The sequence below is a fragment of the Streptococcus suis genome (genome assembly GCF_002960445.1).
Classification (GTDB): Bacteria; Bacillota; Bacilli; order Lactobacillales; family Streptococcaceae; genus Streptococcus; species Streptococcus hyiners.
Map to the genome: position 1 here is coordinate 1 of NZ_POJD01000142.1, position 17,383 is coordinate 17,383.

20 protein-coding genes are annotated in these 17,383 nt (G+C 41.9%); 19 read left to right on the top strand and 1 reads right to left on the bottom strand.

Translation table 11 applies throughout. The annotated features are described in order from the left end of the window. Window positions 1–539, bottom strand: a 539-nt coding sequence (locus tag C1G53_RS03800) for an IS110 family transposase (RefSeq protein WP_153046658.1), incomplete at its 3' end; no start/stop codon positions are given. 333 nt (window positions 540–872) lie between these two features. On the opposite strand from C1G53_RS03800, the gene C1G53_RS03805 reads away from it, so the two are divergent. From C1G53_RS03805 to C1G53_RS03895, 19 genes are all read left to right on the top strand, one after another. Further along, the gene (locus tag C1G53_RS03805; RefSeq protein WP_105117741.1) at window positions 873–1,340 is read left to right on the top strand and encodes an 8-oxo-dGTP diphosphatase; all 468 of its coding nucleotides are present in this window, start codon (window positions 873–875) and stop codon (window positions 1,338–1,340) included. Between the two features lie 198 nt (window positions 1,341–1,538). Beyond that, on the top strand, window positions 1,539–1,988 hold the full coding sequence (locus C1G53_RS03810) for a EutP/PduV family microcompartment system protein (protein WP_024380934.1): 450 nt from the start codon (window positions 1,539–1,541) through the stop codon (window positions 1,986–1,988). Between the two features lie 9 nt (window positions 1,989–1,997). Further along, window positions 1,998–3,092: a threonine-phosphate decarboxylase CobD gene (gene cobD, locus C1G53_RS03815; RefSeq protein ID WP_105117742.1), complete on the top strand. Its 1,095-nt coding sequence runs from the start codon at window positions 1,998–2,000 to the stop codon at window positions 3,090–3,092. Continuing rightward, window positions 3,085–3,951 (top strand): kinase, encoded by an 867-nt coding sequence (locus C1G53_RS03820; RefSeq protein ID WP_105118115.1) that lies wholly within the window; start codon window positions 3,085–3,087, stop codon window positions 3,949–3,951. Before cobD ends, C1G53_RS03820 begins: the two co-directional genes overlap by 8 nt. Window position 3,952: 1 nt before the next feature. Beyond that, entirely contained in the window at window positions 3,953–5,017 is a 1,065-nt protein-coding gene (gene cobT / locus C1G53_RS03825) for a nicotinate-nucleotide--dimethylbenzimidazole phosphoribosyltransferase (protein ID WP_024380931.1), read from the top strand. A 15-nt stretch (window positions 5,018–5,032) separates the two neighbouring features. Beyond that, on the top strand, window positions 5,033–5,641 hold the full coding sequence (locus C1G53_RS03830) for a cob(I)yrinic acid a,c-diamide adenosyltransferase (RefSeq protein WP_105117743.1): 609 nt from the start codon (window positions 5,033–5,035) through the stop codon (window positions 5,639–5,641). A gap of 180 nt (window positions 5,642–5,821) precedes the next feature. Next, complete coding sequence (locus C1G53_RS03835) at window positions 5,822–7,177, top strand: cobyrinate a,c-diamide synthase (protein WP_105117744.1); 1,356 nt, start codon at window positions 5,822–5,824, stop codon at window positions 7,175–7,177. Window positions 7,178–7,180: 3 nt separating this feature from the next. Next, window positions 7,181–8,128 (top strand): adenosylcobinamide-phosphate synthase CbiB, encoded by a 948-nt coding sequence (cbiB, locus tag C1G53_RS03840; RefSeq protein ID WP_105117745.1) that lies wholly within the window; start codon window positions 7,181–7,183, stop codon window positions 8,126–8,128. 9 nt (window positions 8,129–8,137) lie between these two features. After that, window positions 8,138–8,821 carry a cobalt-precorrin-8 methylmutase gene (locus C1G53_RS03845; protein ID WP_105117746.1) on the top strand — a complete coding sequence of 228 codons (684 nt, stop codon included), beginning with the start codon at window positions 8,138–8,140 and terminating at the stop codon, window positions 8,819–8,821. 9 nt (window positions 8,822–8,830) lie between these two features. Further along, entirely contained in the window at window positions 8,831–9,526 is a 696-nt protein-coding gene (locus C1G53_RS03850; protein ID WP_105117747.1) for a cobalt-precorrin-8 methylmutase, read from the top strand. Between the two features lies 1 nt (window position 9,527). Continuing rightward, window positions 9,528–10,652, top strand: coding sequence for a cobalt-precorrin-5B (C(1))-methyltransferase CbiD (gene cbiD / locus C1G53_RS03855; protein ID WP_105117748.1), 1,125 nt, complete (start codon window positions 9,528–9,530; stop codon window positions 10,650–10,652). Next, entirely contained in the window at window positions 10,643–11,260 is a 618-nt protein-coding gene (locus tag C1G53_RS03860; protein WP_105117749.1) for a cobalt-precorrin-7 (C(5))-methyltransferase, read from the top strand. Before cbiD ends, C1G53_RS03860 begins: the two co-directional genes overlap by 10 nt. Further along, a complete protein-coding gene (locus C1G53_RS03865) occupies window positions 11,247–11,810 on the top strand; it encodes a decarboxylating cobalt-precorrin-6B (C(15))-methyltransferase (RefSeq protein WP_105117750.1) in 564 nt (187 codons plus the stop codon). Before C1G53_RS03860 ends, C1G53_RS03865 begins: the two co-directional genes overlap by 14 nt. 5 nt (window positions 11,811–11,815) lie before the next feature. Continuing rightward, window positions 11,816–12,589: a cobalt-precorrin-4 methyltransferase gene (locus C1G53_RS03870; protein ID WP_024380922.1), complete on the top strand. Its 774-nt coding sequence runs from the start codon at window positions 11,816–11,818 to the stop codon at window positions 12,587–12,589. After that, window positions 12,564–13,625: a cobalt-precorrin 5A hydrolase gene (locus C1G53_RS03875; RefSeq protein ID WP_419579788.1), complete on the top strand. Its 1,062-nt coding sequence runs from the start codon at window positions 12,564–12,566 to the stop codon at window positions 13,623–13,625. The genes C1G53_RS03870 and C1G53_RS03875 overlap by 26 nt, the downstream gene beginning before the upstream one ends. A gap of 20 nt (window positions 13,626–13,645) precedes the next feature. Then, window positions 13,646–14,371 (top strand): precorrin-3B C(17)-methyltransferase, encoded by a 726-nt coding sequence (gene cobJ / locus C1G53_RS03880; RefSeq protein WP_105117751.1) that lies wholly within the window; start codon window positions 13,646–13,648, stop codon window positions 14,369–14,371. Then, window positions 14,368–15,147, top strand: coding sequence for a precorrin-6A reductase (gene cobK, locus C1G53_RS03885; protein ID WP_105117752.1), 780 nt, complete (start codon window positions 14,368–14,370; stop codon window positions 15,145–15,147). Before cobJ ends, cobK begins: the two co-directional genes overlap by 4 nt. Window positions 15,148–15,164: 17 nt before the next feature. Further along, on the top strand, window positions 15,165–16,619 hold the full coding sequence (gene cobA, locus C1G53_RS03890; protein WP_105117753.1) for a uroporphyrinogen-III C-methyltransferase: 1,455 nt from the start codon (window positions 15,165–15,167) through the stop codon (window positions 16,617–16,619). Beyond that, window positions 16,616–17,383 (top strand): sirohydrochlorin cobaltochelatase, encoded by a 768-nt coding sequence (locus C1G53_RS03895; RefSeq protein ID WP_105117754.1) that lies wholly within the window; start codon window positions 16,616–16,618, stop codon window positions 17,381–17,383. Before cobA ends, C1G53_RS03895 begins: the two co-directional genes overlap by 4 nt.

A 17,383-nucleotide genomic window follows, 5' to 3' on the forward strand; every position in this document is an offset into this window, starting at 1 on the left:
TCCTTACAAGGAAAAGCTATAACTAAGTTCCAGTATTGTTCACCAGTTGGTGTTGATAAGATATTTTCCAATTCAGGGAAAGTGACCTGTAAGACCTTGTGCAGGCGGTTTTTAGCTCGAACAATATCCTCGGTCAGATTCTGATAGAAACGACTTAGATCCCGCAAGTTTTGGTAGACTTCTTCTTGGACATACGTCGATTTACGATTCAGTACAAACTGAGATTGAGCCAGTTTTTCGGCGTCAATTTGATCTGTTTTCCGCACACGCAAGCTATCCAGTTGCTTCTTAGCTTCTAAGGGATTAAGTCGTGTATAAGCGTAGCCATGTTCATCCAGAAAAGCTTGGAGACGGCGAGAGTAGACACCTGTTGCTTCAAAGATGATTTCTGGCTTATGGACGGTTCTCAAATCGCCAAGTAGCCGAGCAAAGCCTAAGGCGTCATTGGACATGGTATAGCCATGAACTTTTTCACCATTGACTAGAATGGCCACTTCTGAACTTGCCTTACTCACATCAATCCCAAATACTACTCGCATGATATTACCTCTTTGTCTTGAATGATTCCTTGTTTTAGTGATGTCATTTTCAATACTCGACGTCTGGCGTCCCACATACTTTGATAACATTCTTTCTAAAACAGGTGCCTTGCCAGTTTTTGATGCGACGTCTAGCGTCAAAAAGCCCTACGACTTAACAAGACACCTCTACTTTATCATAAAGAAAAAGTAGTGAGTACTTTCTCCCGTCGGAGATTTCCTCACTACTAATCTTAGTATGTTTTTGATAGAATAGATGTACTTGGTTTCTATTGTTGTTTGTGACAGAGAAAAATTGATTGACTGATTTGTTTTGAAATGTAAGGAGTTATGATGGCTAGAAAAGAAATGGTCACACTGACCAATATGTGTTTGATTGAGGATAAAGATGGGAATGTAGTAGTGCAAATTCGGGATCCTGAACGCTATCGCTGGTCAGGAGTTGCTTTTCCTGGCGGGCATGTTGAAGAAGGTGAGAATTTTTATGACTCGGTTGTTCGGGAAGTTGAGGAAGAAACTGGTCTGGTCATCACAAATGCTCATCTGGTTGGTATCAAGCATTGGCCTGACAAGGAAGGACATCGCTATCTGGTCTTTCTCTATAAGGCGACGGAGTTTACTGGAACCCTCCAATCAACTGAAGAGGGCGAGGTGCGTTGGGTCAAGAAAACAGACTTACCGCAGATGGATTTAGCCTATGATTTGCTAGAAATCCTAAAGGTTATGGATGACCCAGATTTATCTGAGTTCTTTTATACTCGAAAAAATGATGATGGAGCGTGGGATAAGAATTTTAGGTAGGGTTGCTTGATTTTTTGAGTTGACGAAGACTTGAATATAGTATATACTATACTTGTTAATATATAAAAGGCAAAGGGGCCTGTTGTTCGCAATGAAGCGGAAGTTTTGGAACAACGGGCTAACTTTGCCTTTTTATTTCTAATAGTATTTTAGGAAATTGAATTTCCCCTTTGACAAATAGCTTGAGAGGATGATTGTATGGGACTTGAATCAAAAAAAATTATGTTTGTAGGCCCAGTAGGTGTTGGGAAAACGACACTAACACAACGTTTGAAGGGGCTTGATATCACCTATTTTAAAACACAAGCTATCCAATTTTATGATTCTATCATTGATACACCTGGTGAATTTTTACAACATAGACGATACTACAATGCTTTATCTGTAACAGCTGCAGAGGCAGAAGTGATAGGCTTACTAGCTTCGGCAACCGCTACTATGCAAACATTTCCTCAGGGGTTTTCATCTTTATTTAATAAACCAGTGATTGGCATTATCACCAAGGTTGATTTAGTAACAGACCCTAGCGGCCTTGAGAAAGCTAGAGCACAATTACGTGCAGCAGGTGCCAAGGAAATCTTTGAGGTATCTTTAGAGGATAATACAGGTATTGAAGCGATTCAAAACTATTTGACAAAGGAAAGTTGAGGTGATGGGATGAAGGTAGAACATGGAGGAAACATGAATCAGCTTGCCTCTGATTTTGGTTTTCGCCCAGAGGATTGCTTAGATTTTTCTGCCAATATCAATCCATTAGGTCTTTCAGAAAAAGTAAAATCAAAGATAATAGAAACTTTAGATAGCTTAGTTCACTACCCTGATGTGACCTACTCACAGTCCAAGGCAGCCTTGGCTGAATACCATTCTTGTCCGACCCAGCAAATCCTTCTATCAAACGGTGCAGTAGAAATCTTTTATGAATTGGCTAGGTATGTGAAACCAAAGAAGATACTGCTCTTAAGTCCGACATTTATGGAGTATGAAAAAGCATTTAAGCAGGTTGGCTCAGAGATTATATGTCATGTATTAGAAGGTCCTCATTACAGTTGGACGTTTGAATCCATCTTACCTAACTTGGAAAAGCTGTCATCTGGAGATTTGGTATTGATTTGTAATCCAAACAACCCAACAGGGACCTTGGTACCAACGCCTACATTATTACTGGTAGCAGAATTTCTTCGACAAAAAGGAGCCTATTTGGTTCTTGATGAAGCCTTTATGGACTTTGTTTTAGACAAGGATGCCTATTCCATGGTAGCTCATCTGAAGGATTATCAAAATGTCATTGTTGCTCGATCTTTGACAAAATTTTATGCTATTCCTGGCCTGAGGTTGGGGTATGCCTTATCAAGTAATACAGAATTGATTGCTGCTATAGATGAAATGCGACCACCTTGGACCATCAATGCATTGGCAGATGCTTTGGTGCCAGTTATTCTCAAGGATAGTGAGTATCACCATGCTACAGAAGAGTGGCTCAAGAGTGAGCAGGAATTCCTTTATAAAGAATTGACTGCTTTGCCCGATTTGAAAGCCTTGCCACCGACTGTCAATTACATTTTCTTTGGATACGAGGGAAATGAAAGTCTGAGAGAGCTTTTAATACAAGAAAAAATATTTATTCGTTCCTGCCATAATTACCATCATCTGAACGACCGCCACTATCGAGTAGCCATTCGATCAAGAGAGGAAAATTGTCGTTTGATTGAGGCTTTTAGATCTGTGTTAAGAAAGTGTGATGGCCATGTCTAGGAACAAATGGTTTTCCTGTCCAGGTTCATGTGGGGAATTGTTTCAGGGTGTTAAGGATGGTCAAGAATTTTTGCTGACCTACGGTATCAATCGCAAGTCCTATGCAAGGCTTATCAGAGAGGAGGAAGAAACGGAATTTGCAATAGGAGAAAAGGTTGTCAAGGTCTTGGATTATCTTGATCCGATAGAGGATGGATGGAAGCTAGAAAAGAAGTCCAGTCTTCCAATCGGTAAAGGAATGTCCAGTAGCACGGCAGATATGCTGGCAAGCCTACAAGCCTTAGCCTATGTTCAAAATAGGCATTTGACTGCTGAAGAAGTGACCAAGTTCTGTTGTCAGATTGAGCCAACAGATTCGATTGCCTTTGCTGACTGGACGGTCATCAATCCCTTGAGCGGTCAGATACTGTTTCAGACGGATTGGAAACCAGAACTTTATGTCTATATTCTAGAACCTAGAAAGACCGAGTGGACAGTTGAGTTAGCTAGAATGACAGAATGTCCTACTTATCCAGTCCAAGCATCAGAAGGGTTATTGGAAATGTTTCAGCAGGCATGTCAGTCAAAAAATGAACTTCTTTTGGGTCAGATTGCGACAGCAAGTACCTTATTAAACAACACTCGGCTACCAAAGCCTTATTTGGCGGACATAATAACCCTAGTGAATCAAATAGGGTTACTTGGAGTTAATGTCGCTCACAGCGGAACGGTAGTGGGAATATTGATGACTAAAAGTCAATTACCATTGATATCAGTTATCGAAGCAAATTTTTCTAAGGGAGAAATTGGTAAGTATTATGACCAACGCTATCTTTCAAGGATTTGTTTCGAAGGTGTTAAAAGGGTGAAAGGAGGTTGAGGTGGTAGACTTACATGAGATATTGAGGGAGATCAAGCCTCTAGATAAACATGCAATTGAGAAGGGGAAGAAGATTTGTGATCAATTAGGCAAGCCCTTAGGTGCTCTGGGTAAAATGGAAACAATATATGCCCGTTTGTATGCTATGTTTCAAGGAGCTATAGACATATCTAAACAGATTGTAATGGTTTATGTGGCTGATAATGGTGTCGTTGCCGAAGGTATTTCTGCCAATCCACAGGAAACGACCTTTATCGTTGCTCGCAATATGTTAGAGGGAAAAACAGGTTTATGCGCCATTTCAAGGCATGTAGGCTCAGATGTCAGGGTAGTTGATATAGGGTGCATGAAAGATGTTCATACCAACCAAGCTTGTAAGGTCAGGAGAGGGACGGGGAATATTCTCAGGGAACCAGCCTTGACTAGAGAGCAAGCTGTTGAAGCCATAATGGTTGGCTACAGGGAAACCCTATCCTGTATTCAGAAAGGCTATAAACTTTTTGGTACAGGAGAGATGGGAATTGGCAATACGACAACCTCGGCAGCAGTAATCAGTGCTATTTTAAATCTTGAAGCCAGTCAAGTGACTGGTTACGGGGCTGGCTTGACAGAAGGGATGAAATCCCATAAAACACAAGTGATTGCTTCAGCGGTTGCTCGCCATGCTCCCTACAAGGATGTTCTGGACATTGCTGCAAAAGTTGGTGGATTAGATATGCTGGGTATGGTAGGGACTTACTTGGCCTGTGCTCATCATCAACTTCCCTGTGTAGTGGATGGTCTAATCTCCATTACAGGCTTGCTGATTGCCAGTAAATTAAATAGTCATGTTTTAGATTACTGCTTTGCTTCCCACCTTTCTACAGAGCCTGCCTATCGGTTGGTTTGTGAGCACTTGGGACTAGATCCCATGCTCTTGATGGATATGAGATTGGGTGAGGGATCGGGTTGTCCTCTAGCCTTCTTCTTAATGAGCAATGCAGTTTATACTATTGAAGAAATGCCTACATTTTCTGAGGGAAAATTGAGTAGGGATGATTACATCGACATTCGTCAATCAAAATAGAAAGTGAGAATACAAATGCAGTTATATACAAAAACAGGTGACAAAGGCTTGACCAAACTGGTTGGTGGTCAGAGTGTCGCAAAAGATGCGGAGCGTGTTAATGCCTATGGAACCATTGATGAGTTAAATTCTTGGATTGGTTATATAGTTACTAAAATGGACCCCGCAGATGCCTTAAAGGATGAATTGTTGCAACTCCAGCATTACCTTTTTGACTGTGGTTCGGATTTATCTACGCCTCACGGTGTTTATCCTTATAAGGTTGACAAAACCATGGTTGATTGGATTGAGGAAAGGATTGATACTTACGCAGATGTTCCACCAGCGCTCGAAGTTTTTATCTTACCAGGAGGACATGAAATTGCCGCTATGATCCACATAGCACGCACTATTGCTAGACGTGCGGAGCGCCATATTGTAGGCACCATGTGGACAACGGAAATTAATAAGGATGTCTTGGTATTTGTAAACCGTCTTTCAGACTATTTCTTTGCCTTGGCGCGTGTGATCAATTTTACCCACCAGCAGCCAGATATTGCTTATGAAAGAGGTGCAAAAGTCTTTCATAATATAACAAAAGCTGATGTGGAGCGTTGGGCTAAGGCTAGGGAAGAAGGAAGATAAGAGCATTTTTGAAACCGTTTTAATTTACATATTGACAGAATGCTCTATAAAGTGTAGAATGATTTTATAAGAAAATCATTTGACACAACGGCGTGTTAAATCAATTAAAGTGAGCAACGGGGCTACAAAAAATAGTGATATTTTTTGTGGCCTTTTTATGTTTTAAAAAGGTGGCAATACATGAAACAATTTATGTTAGCAGGTGTTTCTAGTGGGGTTGGAAAAACAACAGTCACTCTAGGTATTTTAAAAGCCTTGACTGAGAAAGGCTTACGTGTGCAACCTTACAAGGTCGGTCCAGACTATATTGATACCGCTTATCATAGTCGAATAACGAAGAGAGTTTCTCGGAACTTAGACAGCTTTATGATTCCTGATAAGGCTGCCTTGGACTGGTCTTTTAGAAAGTGGCATCAAGATGCTGACATTGCCCTTGTTGAAGGTGTAATGGGTCTATTTGATGGTCTTGGTACGGATAAAGACTGTGCATCATCGGCTGCGATTGCTAAGAAATTAGATATCCCTGTTGTCTTGATTATCGATGGGAAAGCAACTTCAACATCGGCAGCGGCTATGGTTCATGGTTTCTCAACTTTTGATCAGGATTTGACAATTGCTGGAGTGATTGTCAATCGAGTTGCTTCACAAACTCATTATGAATTGATAAAAGGCGCTATTGAACGCTATACAGATGTGGAAGTATTGGGCTACTTTCCAAAAAATGTTCAGGTAGAATTGCCCTCGCGCCATTTGGGGCTAGTTCCAGATGTTGAAATGGAAAACTTGGAGAAACATTTTTCTATCTTAGGTCAATTGGCTCAAGACCATATTGACTTAGATCGCTTGCTTGAGAAGGTAGATATAGCAGGTGAAGAACCGTCAAATCCATTCAGCATTCCGAAACAATTCCCTCTAAAAATTGGCTATGCTCTTGATGATGCCTTTCATTTTTACTATGAGGATAATTTGGATTTGTTAAGGGAATATGGGGTCGAATTGATTCCCTTTAGTCCTCTCAATGATCAGGAATTGCCCTTAGTCGATGCCTACTATTTCGGCGGAGGTTTTCCGGAAGTCTATGCAAAAGAATTGATGGAAAATGTTTCCTTCCGCCAATCTGTTCTGAAGGCCCACCAAGAAAATAAACCTATTTATGCAGAATGTGGTGGCCTGATGTATCTTGGCAAGGAACTACAGACTGGAGAGGGGTCTTATGACATGGTAGGGATATTTGATGGTGTCAGTGTTATGACAGACCGGCTAAAAAGCTTTGGTTATTGTCAAGCTAAGACTCAGGTTAGGAGCTTGTTTGGTCCAAAGGGTACGGTTGTTAGGGGTCATGAGTTTCACCATTCTGTATTTCAGACTAATGAACCGACCGTTTTGCAACTAGAAAAAGTTCGAGATGGCCAAGTTGTTTCTAGCTGGACAGGTGGCTATCAAACTGGTAATACCTTTGCTAGCTATCTGCATGTTCATTTTTATCAAAATCAGGCTTTGTTGGAAAATTGGCTTCAAAGTATTTGTGAGGGATAGCTTATGTATTTACTAGCTATATTCATTGCGGTTCTGTTGGATTGGTTGCTGGGGGATCCCTATAGTTGGCCTCATCCAGTCAAGCTAATTGGGAATTTTATTAGCCTATTTTTGAAAGGTCAGCCTAATAGTCCAAAAGGAAAATATGTCTATGGGCTCTTCTTATGGCTAGCTACGGTTGGTCTGACATCAGGTATAAGTTATCTCTTGCTCAGAACATCTGCTCTTTTTTCACCAGTGCTTTACTGGGGAATTTGGATCTATCTAGCCTATACGACTTTATCGACAAGGTGTTTAGCCATGGAAGCCTTAAAGGTCTTGAAAACGTTAAAGACGGGGACTATCGAAGATGCTCGTTATCAGGTCAGTATGATTGTTGGGCGAGATACGAGCCAATTAACAGCGGAGGAAATCAGCAAGGCCACCATTGAAACAGTGGCTGAAAATACCAGTGACGGCGTTATCGGACCATTGCTCTGCTTGTTTATTGGTGGTCCAGTTTTGGCCATGGCTTATAAGGCAGTTAATACCTTGGATTCTATGGTTGGATATAAGACGGAAAAATATTGGCAAATTGGTTTTGTGTCAGCCAAGCTGGATGATCTAGCAAACCTGATACCTGCGAGGATCACGTGGATTTGCTTGATGATTGCTAGTCATATTCTAGAATTGGATAGTAAAAATGCATGTCTAATCGGTTTTAGGGATCGTTACCAACACGCCAGCCCTAATAGTGCCTTTTCAGAAGCTGTAGTGGCAGGTGCCTTGGGTATTCAACTTGGTGGCGCCCATATTTACCATGGTGAGTGGGTTGACAAGCCGACCATTGGTGATGCGGTTCGTCCTGTTGAGTTTACTGATATTCAAACGACCATTCAAATGCTCTATATGAGTACAACCGTTTCATTGTTGCTATTTAGTGCCGTATATTTGTTACTTATGATTATTTAGGAGACTTACATGACCTATATTCAAAATCCATCCTCTATTGAGGAAACAAGTTTTAAGATTATCCAATCCATAATTGATGAGGAGCATCCAGATTATCAATTTCAAACGGAGATGGAGGAGTCTATCATCAAGCGAGCAATTCACACTTCAGGCGATTTTGATTATCTCTATACTTTAAAATTTACTCATGATGTCAATCAAAAGATTGTAGAAGTATTGAAAAACAAGGGGACCTTGGTGCTGGATTCCAGTATTTCACTTAATGGGATAAACAAACGCGTTTTAGATCAAATGGGGGTGAATTATACCTGCTTGATCAACGATGAAGATGTTGCTCTACTGGCTAAAGAAAAAGGTATCACACGGGCCATGGCTGCTGTTGAAGTGGCAGCCAAAATTCCAGGTCAAAAAGTTTTTGCCTTTGGCGGTGCTCCAACAGCCCTATCCTACTTATTAGAATTGGTTGAGGCAGGGAAGATGGAAGTTGATGCAGTTATTGGTGTCCCAGTTGGCTTTATCAATGTTGAGGAATCTAAGTCAGATTTGCTTGCGTCACCTCTTCCTGCCATTGCGACCCTTGGTCGAAAGGGTGGTAGTACCATTGTGGTGGCTATAATAAATGCCATCATCTACCAGTTAAAAGAAGTCTTGACTGGTGATTATGTTCGTTATTCAACACCAATAAATAAGTAGGAGAACTTTATGGCCTATATAACAGATGCACATCAGATTGAAGCAGCAAGTTACCAAAAAATTCAGGAAATCATCACTAAAGAACATTCGGATTTTGTATTTAAAAACCCCTATCAGGAGGCTGTTTTAAAGCGAGTTGTTTTTACCAGTGCTGATTTTGATTACCTGTATAATATACAGTTTTCCAATCATGCCATTGAGGAAATAGTGAAGGTCTTGAAAAATAAGGGAACTATCTTCACTGATACGACTATGGTTTTGGGAGGGTTCAATAAGAAATTATTGGATAGGCTTGGTGTCGCTTATCGTTGCTTGGTGAATGAACCAGAGATTTTTAAAGAAGCCAAGGAAAAGGGAATTACGCGGTCAATGGCTGCAGTAGAGCACGCGGCAAAAGTTGAAGGGCCGAAACTCTTTGTTTTTGGGAATGCTCCAACTTCTATATTTAAGGTCTTGGAAATGGTCGAGGCAGGTCAAATGGAGTCTGTTCCAGTCATCGGTGTTCCAGTTGGATTTGTTGGAGCTGCAGAGTCTAAATTGCAACTCCATGAAAGTTCCTTGCCGGCTATAGCTGCACTTGGTAGAAAGGGTGGCAGTACCATTGCAGCAGCAATCGTAAATGCTATTCTTTATCAGCTAAAATCTGAGGATAGAGAAGGGCAACTCTTCTCACTTTCAGGAAATAGTTTTTGTCAAGGTAAGTAATATGGACGAATATGTATATGTTGATGGAAAAAAATTAAAAAGGGGATTTACGACTGGGACCTGTGCAACAGCAGCGACAGTTGCAGCTTTGAACATGATTTTACAACAGGAAATCGAGGAGAAAGTTACTGTAAAAACAGCTTCAGGTGTCCAAGTTACTATGGATGTTCACAAGCCTTCCTTTGATGAACAATCGGCTACCGCTGCCATTCAAAAAGATGGGGGAGATGATGCTGATGCGACCCATGGATTATTGATTTTTTCAACAGTTACCTTATTACCTCATCAGACGGAAATTGAAATTGATGGAGGTGAGGGAGTCGGTCGGGTGACAGAAGTTGGTCTGGCCAATGCAGTCGGTATGGCAGCGATAAACCCAACTCCGCGAAGGATGATTGAGGAGCATGTTCGTGACTTGATTGGTCCAGATTGCGGGGCTAAGGTCTTGATATTTGTTCCAGGAGGTGAAGAAGTTGCTAAGGCAACCTATAATTCACGACTAGGCATTCTGGGAGGGATTTCTATTTTAGGTACCACAGGGATTGTCAACCCCATGTCTGAAGATAGTTGGAAGGCAGCCATTACAGTCGAGCTGTCCATGCTCTATAACAAGGGCTATCGTTCGGTTGTCCTATCGCCTGGAAAATACGGTGAAGCCTTTGGAATGGATGGTTTAGGCCTACCTAAAGAGCAAATTGTCAATATGAGCAATTTTGTGGGGCACGTTCTGAAAGAAGTTCAGAGAATTGGCTTTACAAAGGTACTGATGGTTGGGCATATGGGCAAGTTAGTCAAGGTTGCATCGGGAACCATGTCTACGCATAGTAAGGATTCTGATGGACGTATTGATACCTTAATAGCTAATTTGGCCCTCATGGGAGCTCCTTTGGAAATGTTGCAGAAGGTCAATGCTTGTTTGACAACAGATGCGGCAGCGACCATTATTAAAGAATATGGTTATGAAGGCATTTACCAAATTTTAGCAGATAAGATTAAGGCTAAGACAGAGCGGTTGCTCAAGTACCGTCAACCTGCGGTGACCATTGATGTTGTCTTATTTGGAACAGAGGATGGCTACCTAGCTTCAACCAAAAGCTTAGCGGAAATTCAGGAGGAATGGTCATGATAGATGTGATTGGCATTGGTCCAGGAAATCCGGTCTATTGCCTGGTTGGTCAATTGGACCGTTGTGAGCAGGCAGACTATATCTTGGGGAGTGAGCGCCATTTAGAAGTTCTTCCTGCTAGTCTTAGGGAGAAAGGGGTTATAGCCCCAAAAAAACTAATGGAATTAGAGGCTTTATTGGAAACATATCCCGTAGAAGCTTCTATTGTTTACTTGGTTTCAGGAGATCCCTTGATTTACGGTTTGGGCAAGTGGATGTCTGAAAAATTTCCTGGTCGTGTTAGGATATTGTCAGGGATTAGCTCCATGCAATACTTAGCTAGCAAGGTATGTTTGCCTATGAATGATGCTTATTTGACTAGTAGCCATGCTAAACTCCCAAACTTCGATTTGATCATGAGTTTGCCCAAGGTCTTCATGGTGACAGATGCCCATGTTGGTCCCTATCAAATTGCTCAGGAGGTCCTCAAAAGGGGACTTAAACGGAAGATCATTATCGGTGAACATCTGAGTTACGAAGATGAGGAAATCAGTATTCTAGCAGCGAAAGATGTTGTTGACCGTGATTATAAAATGAATGTGGTGGTAATTGTAGATGAAGGATACTGAATTTATTCGAACCAAGGTCCCTATGACCAAATCAGAGATTCGTGCCATTAGCATTGATAAACTAGATTTAACACATGCTAAACGGATGCTGGATGTGGGATCTGGGACTGGTAGCGTTACGATTCAAGCAGCTTGTAGCTATCCTCAATTAGAAGTGGTAGCTGTGGAGCAAAATCCTGATGCCTTGGCCCTAACAAGACAAAATATTGAAAAGTTTCAGTGCCAAAACATCACTCTGCATGAAGGGAAGGCACCGATTGAACTACAGGGTCCATTTGATGCCATTTTTGTCGGAGGGACTGGTGGAAACATGCAGGAAATTTTTGACTGGTGTCAGAAACTTCTCCTTCCAGGAGGCAGGTTGGTCTTGAATTTTATACTTTTGGAAAATGCCTTAGAGGCAGCCCAGATTGCTGAAACAATGGATTGGGAAGACCTAGAGCTCACCTCAGTACAGGTTGGCAACTGGACTGGTTTAGGAAAAGGTCATTATTTTAAACCACAGAATCCAACAATTGTGGTTTCTTGTCAAAAAGCTATAAAGGAGTAAGTAGAATGTCGAAGGTACATTTTGTTGGTGCTGGACCTGGTGATGTGGAACTGATTACCTTGAAGGGTTATAAGCAGTTATCACAGGCAGATGTTGTGATTTATGCAGGTTCCTTGGTCAATCCAGCCCTCTTGGATTACTGCAAGGAAGGTGCAGAAATTTACGACAGTGCTGGGATGCATTTGTTGGAAATTATTGATGTCATGGAAGCAGGTGTCAAGGCAGGTAAGGAGGTTGTTCGATTACAGACTGGCGACTTCTCTATTTACGGCTCTATCCGTGAACAGATTGAGGAGATGAAGAAGCGAGGGATTGCATTTGATTGTACCCCAGGTGTCAGTTCCTTCTTAGGAGCTGCTTCAAGTATTGGAACAGAATACACAGTACCTGAAGTTTCTCAAAGTGTTATCATTACCCGTATGGCAGGTCGGACACCTGTTCCGGAACGTGAATCTTTACGAAGCTATGCCCAGCATCGTACTTCAATGGCTATTTTCCTGTCTATTCAAGGCATTGAAAAAGTAGTGGAAGAATTGGTTCAAGGTGGCTATCCTACCACTACACCTGTTGCGGTCATCTATAAGGCGACTTGGCCAGAGGAGAAAAAGGTTTTTGGCACACTCGAAACGATTGCAGAGAAGGTCAAAGAAGCGGATATCAGTAAGACGGCTCTGATTCTGGTTGGTGATTTTCTAGGACAGGAGTTTTATTATTCAAAACTTTACCATGAAGAATTTGAACACGAGTATCGCCATGGGAAAAGTAGCCATGCCCAGTAAGGTTGCCCTTGTTGCCCTAACAGAAACTGGCAAAGAAACGGCTCTAAGGTTGAAAAGCAAGTGGGCACGTCCCTGTCATATCTATAGCCTAGCTAAATTGGCAGATAATCAGGTGACAGGTTTTGATAAGCGTCCTACTCAGGCAATAGCAGAGCTCTTTCAACAAGTGGACGTTCTGGTCTGTATCATGGCGACCGGAATTGTTGTCCGTGCCATTGCCCCTGTTGTTCAGGACAAAGCAGCAGACCCAGCCGTCATTGTCCTAGATGAAAATGCGACAAATGTCATTAGTCTACTAAGTGGTCATCTGGGTGGAGCCAATGAAGTGACAAAGGAAATTGCAAGCCTTTTGGAAGCTAATCCAGTCATTACAACGGCAACGGATGTTCAAAATGTTGTTGCCCTGGATACCCTTGCCAAATCCGTCAATGGTTGGCGATCTGACCTACGCCCCTTGGTTAAGGAATTTAATGGCTTGTTAGCAAATCGGGAAAGGGTCTATTTTTACCAAGAAAAACCTTGGATAGAAGATGTGCGGGGCTTAAGCCTTCTTGAAGCCAATCAAGTGGAAGAAGTCCTAGCTGGAGATGCCCCTCTTATTCTCTTGCAGACAAAGGAAATGACCAGCAAACGTGAACACCTTGCTGTCATTTATCCTAAGCCCTATGTACTTGGAGTTGGGGCAAGAAAAAATGTATCCTCTGAGATTTTTTATCGGAACTTTCAAGAATTTTGTCAGGAACAAGGTATTGAACAGACCGAAATTGCGAGGATTGTCAGTATTGACATCAAGAAGGATGAAGAGGCCATTTTGGATTTAGCAGAACAACTATCTTGCCCCTTTGATGTGTATAGCAAGGAGGACTTAGAGAAGGTTGCTGACAAGTATCCTTGTTCGGATTTCGTGAAAAAAACAGTTGGGGTAGGAAGTGTGGCGCTTGCTAGTGCAGATCTTGCCAGCAATGGCCAGGTTCTAACAAATCGATTTGCAAAAGATGGGTGTACCTTTGCTTTAGGTAAAGTCCCTGTAAATTAATAGATATAAAGGAGAATGCTATGCTCTATGTGATTGGCTTAGGTCCAGGTAAAGAGGAACTAATGTCTAGAGAAGCCCTCAAGGCTATCGAGGATTGCGAAATTATTGTTGGTTATTCAACCTACATGCGTTTGATTTTGCATTTGGTAGAAGGTAAGGAATTAGTGGCGACAGGTATGCGGAAAGAAATTGAACGCTGCCAAAAAGCTATTGATTTGGCTCTGGAAACGGGTAAGAATGTCGGTGTTGTATCCAGTGGTGATGCAGGTGTCTATGGTATGGCTGGACTAATTCTAGAGCTGATTGGTGATGATTCTGACTTGGAAGTCAAGGTGATTCCAGGTATTACAGCTAGCTTGGGTGCTGCAGCAATTATGGGTGCTCCCTTGATGAACGACTTTTGTCATATCAGTCTTAGTGACTTGATGACCCCCATGCCTGTTATTGAAAAACGTCTTCATGCCGCTGCTCAGGGAGATTTCGTCATCTGTCTCTACAATCCACGTAGTAAGGGGCGGCCAGACCACTTGTCCAAGGCTCTTTCAATCATTGCAGAGTACAAATCACCAGATACCATTGTTGGTATCGGTAAGGACATTGGTCGTAAGAAAGAGGAGTATATCTTAACGACGATTAAAGATTTAGATGAGTCCTTGGTTGATATGACAACCATTGTCATCGTTGGAAACAAAGAAACCTATATTAAAAATGGCCGTATGGTTACACCTAGAGGATACACTCTATGATGAAATTACTTTTGGGAGGGACTTCGGACAGCACAGAAATTTTGGCTCTTCTAAATGATCTAGGTATCGAGGTAACAACATCGGTGGTGACAGACTATGGGAAACATCTGGCATCCAAATTTGGTCAACCTGTCATTCAAGGTCGATTGACTGCAGAGGATATGGTCCGCTTTGTCCAAGAACACCAAGTAGATGAAATCATTGATGCCACTCATCCCTTTGCTGATTTGGTTTCCAAGGAGGCGGTGAGAGCAGCAGAGCTTGCTGGCATTTCTTACCTGCGATATGAGCGGAAGGAAACAGACGACTTGACGGGAGCCCTAGTGGTACATTCCACAGAAGAAGCTATATCCCTGATAAAAGAAAAAGGTTACCCTACTGTTTATCTAGGAACTGGAAGTAAAACCTTGCCACTCTTTGTTAAGGGTTTACCTGATGTGCGAATTGTGGCCCGTGTTCTTCCAACTTCTGAGGTTTTGCTGGCTTGCGAGCGATTGGGCATGGTTGCGGATCAAATTGATGCTATTAAGGCACCCTTTTCCAAGGAATGCAACAAGGAACTGATTTTACGGTCCAAGGCTCAAGCCTTTGTTTCCAAAGAAAGTGGCAGTATTGGTGGTATTCGTGAGAAAATCACAGGTTGTCAAGAATTGGGTGTTGATTGCATTATCATCGCAAGGCCTAAGGTGGACTATCCTAAGAAGGTGTCTTCCGTAGAAGAACTAAAAGATTATTTACAAATAGAAGCATTTCAAAACGAATGCCCAATAGTTTAACAGTGAAAGGAGTTAGAATGACAGGATTTGTAAGTTTGCTAGGTGCGGGACCTGGTGATGTTGAACTGATAACGGTCAAGGGGGCTAGAAGATTGCGTGAAGCAGATGTTCTGGTTTATGACCGCTTGGTCAATCAGGATTTGTTTTCCTATCTATCAGATAAGTGTCAGCTGATTGATGTTGGAAAGAAACCAGGAATGCCTTGCATTCGGCAAGAGGAAATTGAGCGAATTCTTATTGAAAACGCTAGGGAAAATAAGCGGGTTGTCCGACTGAAAAGTGGAGATCCTTATATCTTTGGGCGAGGCGGGGAAGAAGCTCAAGCCTTGGTAGAGGCTGGAATTCCTTTTGAAATTGTTCCAGGAGTGACCTCAGCCATTGCAGGTGCCACTTATGCTGGAATCCCAATGACTTTTAGGGATAAGGCAACCAGCTTCCATGTCTTTACAGGTCATTTGCAGGATGAAATGGAAAGTCTAAACTGGGCAGCTATTAGTCAGCTTAAGGGAACCCTGGTCTTCTTAATGGGGATGAAACATCTATCCGTCATCACACGAGAACTTGTTAACAATGGTTTTTCTAAGGATACACCTGTAGCGATAGTAGAATGGGCAACCCATCCAAGCCAGCGTTCGATAGACGGAACCTTGGCCACCATTGAAGAACTGGCCCTGAAAGAAGATATGAAGGCACCTTCTATCATTGTTGTTGGGGATGTAGTTTCATTTAGAAAGGAATTGAATTTCTATGAACATCTTCCTTTGCATGGTAAACGAATCTTTTTACAGGATTCAACAACAGGGAAATTGCCAGTCTACTTAAAAGATGATGGAGCGACCTTGGTTAAATTCCCAAGTCGTACACAGGTTAATAAGCTTTCCTTTGATTTGCCAGATTGGTCTAAAGTTGATGGAATGGTATTTACTGATACGCAGAGTTGGGGATTATTCCTAGCTCGATTGAGAGAAGCAGGGATTGATTTGCGAAGTCTGTCTCATGTTCAGTTTGCGGCCATTGGTCATCATACTGCTAAGACATTGGAAGAAGCAGGGATTTTATTGGTAGCAAAAGGAACACAAAGTAAGGATCCTTCTATTAAGGACTTACTGGAAAAGACTGATGCTTCTTGGTATTTGGTGGCTCCAGAACACAAGCTGGCAGATTTGAGAAGCTTATATGACTACCCTGTTCTTGTCACCCATAGTCTTGCATTTGATAAGGAATTAAGACCTCAAGATTGGACCAATCTTGACTGTGTTTGCTTGCCAAATTCAGTTGCTGCGGCTAATTTTGTGACTCTTGTGGAAGAAACAGGATTAGACCTTCAAGAACTGCCAATTATCGTTATGGGAGAAACAACACGAGATAAACTGGTGGAAGCTGGCTATTCAAATATTGTTGAAACGGACCAGCCGACTATTTTGGCGATTCGAGACAAGTGCCGTGACATTCTGATAAAGGAGAATCTATGACAAAAGCTATTTTATTGGTGAGTTTTGGTACAACTCATCCAGAAACTAGACAAAAAACGATTGGTGCCTGTGAACAGGCCATCAAGGAGGCCTTTCCGCAGTATGCGGTTTATCAGGCTTATACTTCCACAGTCGTTTTGAGACGTATCAAGGAAAATGAGGGACTAGAGATTCCAACTGTTAAACAAGCTCTGGAACAAATGAAAGACGAAGGAATTCGGGAAGTTTACATTCAGCCATTACACATTATTGCGGGGTCTGAATTTGAAAAAATCTTAAACCAATCAAAAGAATTCCAATCCTATTTTGACATCATAAAAGTTGGTCAGCCCTTGCTCCACAGTGAAGATGACTATCAGCAAGTCAAGCAAGTTCTGATGGACCAGTACGGCCATTTTGGTGAAAAAGCAGCTACTGTTTTAATGGGCCATGGAAGCCAACACAATGCCTTTGTGGCCTATGCGGCATTAGATCATATGTTGACTGGTAGTCAGGTGCACATTGGTTGTGTGGAAAGCTACCCTCCTGTTGAGCAGATTGAGGAGAAATTAAAATCTAAGGGAATCAAAGAAGTTCATTTGGCACCCTTCATGCTGGTAGCTGGTGAACATGCGACCAATGATATGGTGTCAGATGATGAAGATTCTTGGAATACCTATTTCAATCAACGGGGTTACGAAGTGATTCCACATTTGATTGGTCTAGGAGAGTATCCAGCCATTCAAGATATGTATATCCAACATCTACACAAAATCATTGACTAG

Excerpts from the sequence above, each read along its gene's own strand:
- C1G53_RS03875 (WP_419579788.1), top strand. The coding sequence starts at position 12,564 with ATGGGAAAAGTAGCCATGCCCAGTAAGGTTGCCCTTGTTGCCCTAACA.
- cbiB (WP_105117745.1), top strand. The coding sequence starts at position 7,181 with ATGTATTTACTAGCTATATTCATTGCGGTTCTGTTGGATTGGTTGCTG.
- cobD (WP_105117742.1), top strand. The coding sequence starts at position 1,998 with ATGAAGGTAGAACATGGAGGAAACATGAATCAGCTTGCCTCTGATTTT.
- C1G53_RS03830 (WP_105117743.1), top strand. The coding sequence starts at position 5,033 with ATGCAGTTATATACAAAAACAGGTGACAAAGGCTTGACCAAACTGGTT.
- cobJ (WP_105117751.1), top strand. The coding sequence starts at position 13,646 with ATGCTCTATGTGATTGGCTTAGGTCCAGGTAAAGAGGAACTAATGTCT.
- C1G53_RS03865 (WP_105117750.1), top strand. The coding sequence starts at position 11,247 with ATGAAGGATACTGAATTTATTCGAACCAAGGTCCCTATGACCAAATCA.
- cbiD (WP_105117748.1), top strand. The coding sequence starts at position 9,528 with ATGGACGAATATGTATATGTTGATGGAAAAAAATTAAAAAGGGGATTT.
- C1G53_RS03850 (WP_105117747.1), top strand. The coding sequence starts at position 8,831 with ATGGCCTATATAACAGATGCACATCAGATTGAAGCAGCAAGTTACCAA.
- C1G53_RS03870 (WP_024380922.1), top strand. The coding sequence starts at position 11,816 with ATGTCGAAGGTACATTTTGTTGGTGCTGGACCTGGTGATGTGGAACTG.
- C1G53_RS03895 (WP_105117754.1), top strand. The coding sequence starts at position 16,616 with ATGACAAAAGCTATTTTATTGGTGAGTTTTGGTACAACTCATCCAGAA.
- C1G53_RS03860 (WP_105117749.1), top strand. The coding sequence starts at position 10,643 with ATGGTCATGATAGATGTGATTGGCATTGGTCCAGGAAATCCGGTCTAT.
- cobK (WP_105117752.1), top strand. The coding sequence starts at position 14,368 with ATGATGAAATTACTTTTGGGAGGGACTTCGGACAGCACAGAAATTTTG.
- cobA (WP_105117753.1), top strand. The coding sequence starts at position 15,165 with ATGACAGGATTTGTAAGTTTGCTAGGTGCGGGACCTGGTGATGTTGAA.
- C1G53_RS03845 (WP_105117746.1), top strand. The coding sequence starts at position 8,138 with ATGACCTATATTCAAAATCCATCCTCTATTGAGGAAACAAGTTTTAAG.
- C1G53_RS03805 (WP_105117741.1), top strand. The coding sequence starts at position 873 with ATGGCTAGAAAAGAAATGGTCACACTGACCAATATGTGTTTGATTGAG.
- C1G53_RS03810 (WP_024380934.1), top strand. The coding sequence starts at position 1,539 with ATGGGACTTGAATCAAAAAAAATTATGTTTGTAGGCCCAGTAGGTGTT.
- C1G53_RS03820 (WP_105118115.1), top strand. The coding sequence starts at position 3,085 with ATGTCTAGGAACAAATGGTTTTCCTGTCCAGGTTCATGTGGGGAATTG.
- C1G53_RS03835 (WP_105117744.1), top strand. The coding sequence starts at position 5,822 with ATGAAACAATTTATGTTAGCAGGTGTTTCTAGTGGGGTTGGAAAAACA.